At 74.5% G+C, this 9,396-nt stretch carries 6 protein-coding genes and 1 pseudogene; 3 read left to right on the top strand and 4 right to left on the bottom strand.

All coding sequences use genetic code 11. The features are described from left to right. A partial coding sequence (locus AC08OV_RS20680) for a cobaltochelatase subunit CobN (RefSeq protein ID WP_476620149.1) occupies positions 1-2,481 on the bottom strand: 2,481 nt, incomplete at its 3' end. A gap of 253 nt (positions 2,482-2,734) precedes the next feature. Between AC08OV_RS20680 and AC08OV_RS20685 the strand changes: the two genes are divergently transcribed. Genes AC08OV_RS20685 through AC08OV_RS20695 form a run of 3 tightly spaced genes read left to right on the top strand, consistent with a single transcriptional unit; the run spans position 2,735 to position 6,533 of the window. Then, on the top strand, positions 2,735-4,261 hold the full coding sequence (locus tag AC08OV_RS20685) for a nitrite reductase (protein ID WP_476614595.1): 1,527 nt from the start codon (positions 2,735-2,737) through the stop codon (positions 4,259-4,261). Continuing rightward, positions 4,258-4,917 carry a precorrin-8X methylmutase gene (locus AC08OV_RS20690; protein WP_476614596.1) on the top strand — a complete coding sequence of 220 codons (660 nt, stop codon included), beginning with the start codon at positions 4,258-4,260 and terminating at the stop codon, positions 4,915-4,917. Before AC08OV_RS20685 ends, AC08OV_RS20690 begins: the two co-directional genes overlap by 4 nt. After that, positions 4,917-6,533: a precorrin-2 C(20)-methyltransferase gene (locus tag AC08OV_RS20695; RefSeq protein ID WP_476614597.1), complete on the top strand. Its 1,617-nt coding sequence runs from the start codon at positions 4,917-4,919 to the stop codon at positions 6,531-6,533. Before AC08OV_RS20690 ends, AC08OV_RS20695 begins: the two co-directional genes overlap by 1 nt. A gap of 6 nt (positions 6,534-6,539) precedes the next feature. Here the strand turns inward: AC08OV_RS20695 and AC08OV_RS20700 are convergent, their stop codons facing one another. From AC08OV_RS20700 to AC08OV_RS20710, 3 genes and pseudogenes are all read right to left on the bottom strand, one after another. Beyond that, positions 6,540-7,328 carry a cobalt-precorrin-6A reductase gene (locus AC08OV_RS20700; protein ID WP_476620150.1) on the bottom strand — a complete coding sequence of 263 codons (789 nt, stop codon included), beginning with the start codon at positions 7,326-7,328 and terminating at the stop codon, positions 6,540-6,542. 38 nt (positions 7,329-7,366) lie between these two features. Beyond that, positions 7,367-8,218 (bottom strand): precorrin-4 C(11)-methyltransferase, encoded by an 852-nt coding sequence (gene cobM, locus AC08OV_RS20705; protein ID WP_476614599.1) that lies wholly within the window; start codon positions 8,216-8,218, stop codon positions 7,367-7,369. 273 nt (positions 8,219-8,491) lie between these two features. Then, positions 8,492-9,396, bottom strand: a pseudogene (locus AC08OV_RS20710) (hypothetical protein); the annotation flags it as partial.

A 9,396-nucleotide genomic window follows, 5' to 3' on the forward strand; every position in this document is an offset into this window, starting at 1 on the left:
GGGAGGGGGGGCGAGGACGGTCGTCACCACGTCGGATGCGGCCGACGGGTCCCAGGCGCGTTCCTCCATCGCCGTTACCAGGGCGAGCGCCGTCGCCTCGGCGGCGTCGACCGCGCCGCGGGCCGCCCGGTCGTCCTCGACGAGCCCGAGGGCCTCCCGCAGCCCCGGCAGGGTGACGCGCCCCCCCCACATCTGCCGGGCCCGCAGCATCGCGAGCACCAGGTTGATCCGCGCCCCGCCGGTCGGCGCTTCGCCGAGCACGTGCAGGCCGTCGCGGATCTGCGCGTCCTTCACCTCGCACAGCCACCCGTCGACGTGCAGCAGGAAGTCGTCGAACTCGGCGTCGTGCGGCCGGTCGGCCAGTCCCAGGTCGTGATCGAGCCGGGCGGCCTGGATCAGCGTCCAGATCTGCGCCCGGATGGCCGGCAGCTTCGCCGGATCCATGGCGGCGATGGTGGCGTGCTCGTCGAGCAGCTGTTCCAGGCGGGCCAGGTCGCCGTAGCTCTCCGCGCGGGCCATCGGCGGAACCAGGTGATCGACCAGGGTCGCGTGCGCCCGGCGCTTCGCCTGCGTGCCCTCGCCCGGGTCGTTGACGAGGAACGGGTAGATCAACGGCAGGTTGCCGATCGCCGCGTCGGTCGGGCAGGACGCGGACATGCCCACGGTCTTGCCGGGCAGCCACTCCAGCGTCCCGTGCTTGCCCAGATGGACGACGGCGTGCGCGCCGAAGCCGCCGAAGCCGCCGGAGCCGCCGGAGCCGCCGGAGCCGCCGGCGAGCCACCGGTAGGCGGCGAGGTAGTGGTGGCTCGGCGGCAGGTCGGGGTCGTGGTAGATGGCGACCGGGTTCTCCCCGAAGCCGCGTGGCGGCTGGACCAGCAGCACGATGTTGCCGGCCTGCAGCGCGGCGAGCACGATCTCCCCGTCCGGATTCGCGGACCGGTCGACGTACAGCTCGCCGGGCGCGGGCCCCCAATGCCGTTCGACGCTCTCCCGCAGGTCGGCGGGCAGGGTGTCGAACCACGCCCGGTACCGCGCCGCGCTGATCCGGACCGGGTTGCCGGCGAGCTGCTCCTCGGTCAGCCAGGCCGGATCCTGCCCGCCCGCGGCGATGATCGCGTGGATCAGGGCGTCACCGTCCTCGGCCGCGACCCCCGGCAGCGCGTCCGGGCCGTCGTCGGGCCCGATGTCGTATCCGGCCGCGCGCATCGCCCGCAGCAGGCGCACGGCGCTCGCCGGGGTGTCGAGGCCCACCGCGTTGCCGATCCGGGAGTGCTTCGTCGGGTAGGCCGAGAGCATGAGCGCCACTCGGCGTTCGGCCGGTGGGACGCGCCGCAGCCGGCCGTGCGCGACGGCGATGCCGGCCACCCGGCCGGCGCGTTCGGTGTCGGCGACGTAGCTTGTCAGCCCGTCCGCGTCGATCTCCTTGAAGGAGAACGGCACGGTGATCAGGCGCCCGTCGAACTCGGGGATCGCCACCTGTGTCGCCGCGTCCAGCGGGGACAGCCCGTCGTCCGACTCCGCCCACGCCGCCCGGCCGCTGGTCAGGCACAGTCCCTGCAGGATCGGGATGTCCAGCGCGGCCAGCGCGCCGACGTCCCACGCCTCGTCGTCGCCTCCGGCGGAGGAGTGCGCCGGCTGGCTGCCGCCCGCGGCGAGCACGGTGACGATCAGCGCGTCCGCCCGCCCGAGGGCGGCGAGCAGCTCGGGTTCGGCGGCGCGCAGCGACGCGCAGTACACCGGCAGCGGATCCCCGCCGGCCCGCTCGACCGCGGCACAGAGTGCCTCGACGAACGCGGTGTTCCCGGCGACGTGGTGCGCGCGGTAGTACAGGACACCGATGACCGGCCGCACCGCGACCGGCCGCACCGCGTTCCCCGCGAGGACGTCCGGGACATCCCGGCTGGCTGAGGCGTCCGGGGTGGCTGAGGCGTCCGCGGTCCGGTCGAGCACTCCCCAGGCCGGGATGGTCACCGGCGGGGCGAATCCGGTACCGGACAGCAGCAGGGTGTCAGCGAGGAATCGGTGCAGCTCGCCGAGGTTGGCCGGACCGCCCTGGGCGAGGTAGGCGTGTGCCTCGGCGCAGATGCCGCCGGGCACCGTGGAGACGGCCATGAGCTCCGCGTCCGGGGTCCGTTCGCCACCGAGCACGACCACCGGGCGCGGGCCGGCGAGCAGCGTGTCGAGCCCCTCCTCCCAGGTCCGCCGGCCGCCGAGGATGCGCACCACGACCACATCGGCACCGCTGGTCAGCGCCGGGAGATCGGCGACGGAGAGCCGGGCCGGGTTGGCGAGGCGGTAGCGGGCTCCGCTCGCCCGCGCGGAGAGCAGGTCGGTGTCGGAGGTCGACAGCAGCAGGACGACCGCGTCGACCTCCGTCTCCCCGGCTCCCGGCGTCTCCCCGGCTTCGCGGGTGACCGTGGCCAACGGGTCGTCGGAAGGGTCGTTGGACGGATCGCTGGGAGGAGTCTGCACAGGCGACATGGTGATGCCTTTCCCGGGGGTCCACGCCCCGCGTCGGTGGCCGTGCCTGGGGCGCACTCCCCGGTGACGGTGGCGGGACCGCACCGGATCCGCACCGGATCCGCACCGGGCTTCCTTGCTTCCTCGCCGTTCGCCGCTCGTGGCCCCGTCACGATCGCAGAGAGGCGGGAGGTGTTGTCAAGCACTCCGCTGTCGTCGTGACAAAGAAAACGATCAACCGGCATCGCCCGAGTCCGGCACGTATGCTCCGCCGGTGCCCACCAGTCCGCGGGAGCGTGTCCGCGACGCCTGCCCTGGTGTGCTGACGACGCATCCGGCCGCGGACGGCGCGCTCGCGCGGCTGCGGCTGCCCGGCGGCCGGCTGACCGCCGCCGCGGCGAAGACCCTCGCCGGCTGCGCGCGGGAGTTCGCCGATGGCCACCTTGAGCTCACCTCCCGGGCTAACGTGCAGCTACGCGGCCTGGCTAACGGCTTGGCCGACGGTACGGCCGAGGAGCTCGCCGCCCGGGTGAGCGCGGTCGGCCTGCTGCCCTCGACGACGCACGAGCGGGTCCGCAACATCGTAGGCTCGCCGCTGTCCGGACGCGGCGAGGCCGGGTGCCGGGACATCGCGCCGGTCGTCGCCGAACTGGACCGCCGGCTGTGCGCGGATCCGGCCCTCGCCGCGCTGCCCGGCCGGGTGCTGTTCGCCGTCGACGACGGCAGCGGGGACCTGGCCGGGCTGCCCGCGGACCTCGCGCTGCGCGCCCTGCCCTCCGGGGAGATGCTGCTGGCCGTCGCGGGCGCGACCCGCGCGCTGCGGTTGCCCGTCCACGTCGCCGTACCCGCGCTCCTCGCCGCGGCGCGGGCCTTCATCGAGGCCCGCGCGGCGGTGGGCACCGCCGCGACGGCCTGGCGGATCGCCGAGTTGCCGGGTGGACCGGGTGGACCGGACGACCTGCTCGCGGCTGCCGCGGCCGAGGCCGGCGCCGTTGGGATCGTCCAGGCTGCTGGAATTGCTCAGGCCGCTGGGATCGTCCAGGCCGCTGGGATCGTCCAGGCCACTGGGAGCGCCACCGTTCGGGCCGGCGCGTGGCCCGGTCCGCATCCGCAGCGTGATGGCCGCCGGGCGTTGACCGTGCTCGTCCCCCTGGGGCGGCTGAGCGCCGACCAGCTCGACCTGCTCGCCGCCGCCGCGGCAGCCGGTGTCGGTGGCGGAGCGGGCGGTGTCGGCGGAGCGGGCGGTGGTGAGGGTGTCGGCGGAGCGGGCGGTGCCGAAGACGGCGTCCTGGTTGTGACTCCGTGGCGGTCCGTCGTGCTCCGCGATCTCGACCTGGCCGAGGCTACCCGGTGGTCGAGGGCGGCGGCGGACGCGGGCCTGGTCGTCGATCCGGCATCATCCTGGGTCGGCGTGACGAGCTGTGCCGGTCGGCCGGGATGCGCCCGGGCGCTGGCGGATGTCCGCCGCGACGCGGCGGTGTCCGTGCGGATCCGAGCTGGCGACCCGTCGACGCCGACGCACCCGGCCGGGAGGCCGCAAGCCCTCCGGCCCGTCCCGGTTGGCCCGGCCCTCGCGCCGGTGCACTGGTCGGGCTGCGAGCGGCGCTGCGGGCAACCGGGAGGACGGGTGGTGGAGGTTGTGGCGACCGGGTCCGGCTACCGGGTCCGTCGGACGGGCCTCGGGGCCGCCGCCGCATCCGTCGGAGCGGACGGCGGCGAGGCGACGGTCGTGTCGTCGAGCCCCGGCGACGGCCACCGTGACCTGGCCGCGGCCGTCAGGTCGGCGAGGAGTCTGGCATGAACGGCGTATCAGGCATGAGCGGTATGCAACGTTACGACTACGTCCGTGACGGCGCGGAGATCTACCGCCGGTCGTTCGCGACGATCCGGGCCGAGGCGCGTCTCGACCGGCTGCCCGGTGACGTCGCCCGGGTTGCGGTCCGCATGATCCATTCTTGTGGAATGGTGGATCTCGTTGACGATCTCGCTTTCACCCCCGGCGTGGTCGCGGCGGCGCGCGCGGCGTTGCTGGACGGCGCCCCGGTGCTCTGCGACGCGCAGATGGTGGCGGCCGGCGTGACCCGCCGTCGGCTGCCCGCCGCGAACGAGATTCTCTGCCTGCTCGGTGATCCCCGGGTGCCGCAGCTCGCCGAGCGGCTGGGCACCACCCGTAGCGCCGCGGCGGTGGATCTGTGGGCGGATCGGCTCGCCGGCTCCGTGGTGGCGGTCGGGAACGCTCCGACAGCGCTGTTCCGCCTGCTGGAACTCGTCGCGGCCGGAGCTGGGCGACCGGCGGCGGTGCTCGGCGTGCCCGTCGGGTTCATCGGCGCCGCGGAGTCCAAGCAGGCCCTCGTGGATGATCCGGCCCGGTTGGAGCATCTCGTCGTGCACGGTCGGCGGGGCGGCAGCGCGATGGCGGTCGCCGCGGTCAACGCGATCGCGAGCGAGGAGGATTAATGGCGCCGTTGAAGGGCCGGCTGTGGGGAGTCGGGGTTGGACCGGGGGATCCCGAGCTCGTCACCCTCAAGGCGGCCCGCCTGATCCGTGACGCCGACGTGATCGCCTACCACAGCGCCCGGCACGGTCGCAGCATCGCCCGGTCGGTCGCCGCGAGCCAGTTGCGCGGTGACCAGATCGAGGAGGCGCTGGTCTACCCGGTCACCACCGAGACGACCTCCCACCCCAGCGGCTACCGTGGCGCGATCGACGAGTTCTACGAGGACTGCGCCAAGCGGCTGGCCGTCCACCTCGACGCCGGCCGGGACGTCGTGGTCCTCAGCGAGGGTGACCCGTTCTTCTACGGCTCGTTCATCCACCTGCACCGGCGCCTCGCCGACCGGTACCCGACCGAGGTCGTGCCGGGGGTGACGTCCCTGTCGGCGGGGTGCGCGGTGCTCGGCCGGCCGCTGGTCGAGGGCAACGAGGTCCTCACCGTGCTGCCGGGCACGCTGCCGCCGGCGGCCCTCGCCGAGTGTATCGCCGGCACGGACACCGCGGTCGTGCTCAAGATGGGGCGGACCTTCCCGGGGATCCGGGACGCCTTCACCGCCGCGGGACGCCTCGCGGACACCTGGTACGTGGAACGGGCCACCACCTCCGGCCAGCGCATCGCCCCGCTCGGTGCGGTAGACCCGGCCACGGTGCCGTACTTCTCGCTCGCGGTACTGCCGAGCCCGGTCCGGGGGCCGGACGATCCGGCGCCGCTGCGCGCGTCGCAGGCGGACTGGGTACTGACGGCGCCCACCGTTGGTACGGCGCCCACCGTCGGTACGGCTGGCGCCGTTGGCACGGCTGGCACCGTCGGTACCGACGGCACGCCCGGCGCGGGGGAGGTCGTCGTGGTGGGCCTCGGACCGGGCGCCGCGGGCTGGTTGACGCCGCAGGCCGCCGAGGCGCTGGCCGCCGCCGACGACCTCATCGGCTACGGCCCCTACCTCGACCGGGTGCCGGTCGATCCACGCCAGCGCCGGCACGCCTCGGGGAACACCGTCGAGGCCGAGCGCGCCGAGCTCGCCCTCGAACTGGCGGCCGGCGGCGCGAACGTCGCCGTGGTCTCCTCCGGTGATCCCGGGGTCTTCGCGATGGCCACGGCCGTCGTCGAGGCCGCGGCGGCGGAGCGGTTCGCGGGCGTCGAGGTGCGGGTCGTGCCCGGGCTGACCGCCGCGCAGGCGGTGGCGAGCCGGGTCGGGGCGCCACTCGGCCACGACTTCTGCGTGCTGTCGCTGTCCGACCGACTCAAGCCGTGGGAGGTCATCGAGCGGCGGCTGCGGGCGGCGGCCGCGGGCGACTTCGTCCTGGCGCTGTACAACCCGGCTTCCCGCACCCGTCGCCATCAGCTGGAGCGGGCCCACGAGGTGCTGCTCGAACACCGCCCCCCGGGCACGGTGGTGGTCATCGGCCGGGATGTCGGCGGTCCCGCCGAGAGCATCACCGTGACGAGCCTCGGCGCGTTCGACCCGGCCGAGGTCGACATGCGCTGCCTGCTGCTCATCGGCTCGTCGACGACCCGAGTGGTGCACCGCGGCCCCGGCCGGGACCTCGTGTTCACCCCACGTCGTTACCCGGTCACCTAGCCCCGGTCATCTAGGCCCTGGTGGTGCGACCCAGGCCACGGCGGCGTCGACATCGTCGACCGCGGTCACCCCGGGTGGCAGCGGCGGGCGGTCGACCATGATGACCGGCAGACCGAGGTCCCGGGCGGCGGCGAGCTTCGCGGCGGTCATCGTCCCGCCGCTGTTCTTGGTCACGAGGACGTCGACGCGGTGCCGGCGCAGCAGGGCGGTCTCCCCGGCGACGTCGAACGGCCCACGATCGAGGATGACGGTCAGCCGTGGCGGTACCGGGCCGGTCGGCGGTTCGACCGATCGGGCCAGGAACCAGGGCCGGTGCAGGCCGGCGAACAGGGCGAGGTCGGTTCGCCCGGTGGTCAGGAACACCCGTGGGGCCGGATCGGAATGCGGGCGCGGCCCGGGTGGGACGAACCGGTCGAGCAGAGCGACCGCGTCGGCCAGCGACGGGACCCGGCGCCAGTCGTCTCCGGGCTGCTCGCGCCAGCTCGGCCGGCGCAGGACGAGCAGCGGAACGCCGGTGGCGTGCGCGGCCTGCGCGGCCTGCGTGGTCATCGTCGCGGCGAACGGATGGGTCGCGTCGACCACCGCATCGATCCGTTCGGCCCGCAGGTAGTCGGCCAGGCCCGCCGCCCCACCGAAGCCGCCGATCCGGATCCGGCAGGACGGTGGCAGCGCAGGCTCGCGGACCCGACCGGCCAACGAGTAGACGATCTCGATGCGTTCCGTGCCGGCGGGATCCGGGGAGCCGAGCGTGGTTGCCAGGCGGCGCGCCTCCCCGGTTCCGCCGAGCAGCAGCACACGGCATGCCCCGGTCACCGAGCCCCGGGGGCGCCCGGTCACCGAGCCCGAGGGAGGGGATCCGGGCCACGCGGCGCGGCGTTTGCCTGGGAAGCCTGGGAAGCCTGGGAAACCGGGGAGGCCGGGGGAACGGACGACACGCATCCGTCCGGTCCGAAGCGTTCCCGGGAGTACAGGTAGCTGTCCCGGAAACCCTCCGCGGCCAGGGCGTGACCCACGATGATCACGGCCGTCCTGGTGAGCCCCGCGGCCCGCGCCCGACCGGCGATGTCGGCGAGCGTGCCGCGCAGCACGATCTCGTCGGCCCGGCTGGCCCAGGCGACGACGGCTGCCGGGCAGTCCGTACCGTAGTTCGGCACGAGCTCGGCGACGAGCGTCTCGATACGGTGCACGGCCAGGTGCAGCACGAGGGTCGCCCCCGACCGGCTGAGGGCGGCGAGGTCCTCGCCGGGCGGCATGGGACTGGACAGCACGGCCGTGCGGGTCAGCACCACGCTCTGGGCGACGCCGGGAACCGTCAGCTCCCGGCGCAGCGACGCCGCCGCCGCGGCGAAGGCAGGGACACCCGGCGTCACGTCGTAGGCGATCCCGGCCGCGTCGAGCCGGCGCATCTGCTCGGCGACGGCGCTGTAGAGCGACGGGTCGCCGGAGTGCAGGCGGGCGACGTCGTGACCGGCGGCGTCGGCCGCGACCAGCTCCGCGACGATGTCGTCCAACGGCATCCGGGCGGTGTCGACGAGACGGGCCCCGGGCGGGCAGTGCGCCAGCAGCTCGACCGGGACGAGACTGCCGGCGTACAGGCAGACCGGGCAGGACGCGATCAGGTTCCGGCCGCGGACGGTGATGAGGTCGGCGGCGCCCGGTCCGGCCCCGATGAAGTGCACGGTCACGCCGGCCCCCGCCGGTTGTCCCCGGGCGGCTGGACGTCCCCGGGCGGCTGGACGTCCCCGGGCAGCTCGGCGGCGGGGGCGGCGGACGCTCGGCGCATGCTGCTGGGCACAACCGGGCACGCTAGCAGGACGCTGCCGGCGGCGAGCCCCCTCGGGGACGCTCCGGCACGGGTGTCGCCGGGCGTCGCGATCCGGCTGCTCGCGCACCGACGGGAAGCCGGACACCGCCCTCCGGAACGTCAGAGAGACCGCGGCCGCCGTGCCGCCACCCCCTCACCGGTTGCGGCGCGGGCCGTGGCCGCGGGCCGTGACCTGCGCCGCGTCCTCGTCCCTGCCCGCGGACGCCGGCCCGGTCCGTACCGGGTCACCCGGCGACGGGTCGGTCGGCGTGCCGTCCTCGTCGGAGCCGGCCCGCGCGACGGTGGCCGGGGTGCCGGTGCACAGCGGCGGTAGGGTGGTCGAGCCCCGAACCGTCGCGGGCCGGAAGATCCGTCGTTTCCGCCACACGAACAGTCCGGCCGCGATGGCTAGGACGCCGCGGCCGTTGATCGCGTAGAGCGCGATCCCGCCTTCGTACTGCAGGATCGCGGCCACCAGCGCCAGCAGGCCCAGGAGAGCCGCTGGATGGCGACATCCGCGCAGCGCGTACTCCAGTCGGGCGAGGACGAATCCTCCCAGAGCCGCGAGGGTCACCATCCACGGCGGACCGCCGATGGGCAGCAGCTCGCCGAGCTGGGTGGGCAGGCGGTCGAACGCGTTGGTGATCCCGTAGGTGGCGGACAGGCGCGTCTTGAGGGAACGCGACTCCAGGTCGGAATTCAGTTTGTCGGGATTGAGAAAACGCGGGACGGCGATGTTGACGTCGTTCCACAGGGTTACCGGGCCGATGGGCGGAGAACCGTCGCGGAGCCGTCGCAGGATTATCGACGGGTAGGAGTTCCCGTCCAGGCGGACCCCGAGGTTTCCCACCTCGCCCGGGTTTATCCCGCGTTCCAGATGGGTCAGACCGGCGGCCAGGGCTTGCAGGCGCTGCCCGGGACCCACGCTGTACCCGAACACCTGCCGGCCCGCGTCCGCGCGTGCCCCGTAGATGACGACGTAGGCCAGAACCACGAGCGCGACGACCGAGACGAGCTGCCGTCGGCGTATGGGAATCCCGACGATGGACAGTAGGTAGA

It is taken from the genome of Frankia sp. CeTa3Moorea, from assembly GCF_978021225.1.

What these genes read in the sequence shown, in the direction of transcription:
- AC08OV_RS20690 (WP_476614596.1), top strand. Translation starts at nt 4,258, where the DNA reads ATGAACGGCGTATCAGGCATGAGCGGTATGCAACGTTACGACTACGTC.
- AC08OV_RS20695 (WP_476614597.1), top strand. Translation starts at nt 4,917, where the DNA reads ATGGCGCCGTTGAAGGGCCGGCTGTGGGGAGTCGGGGTTGGACCGGGG.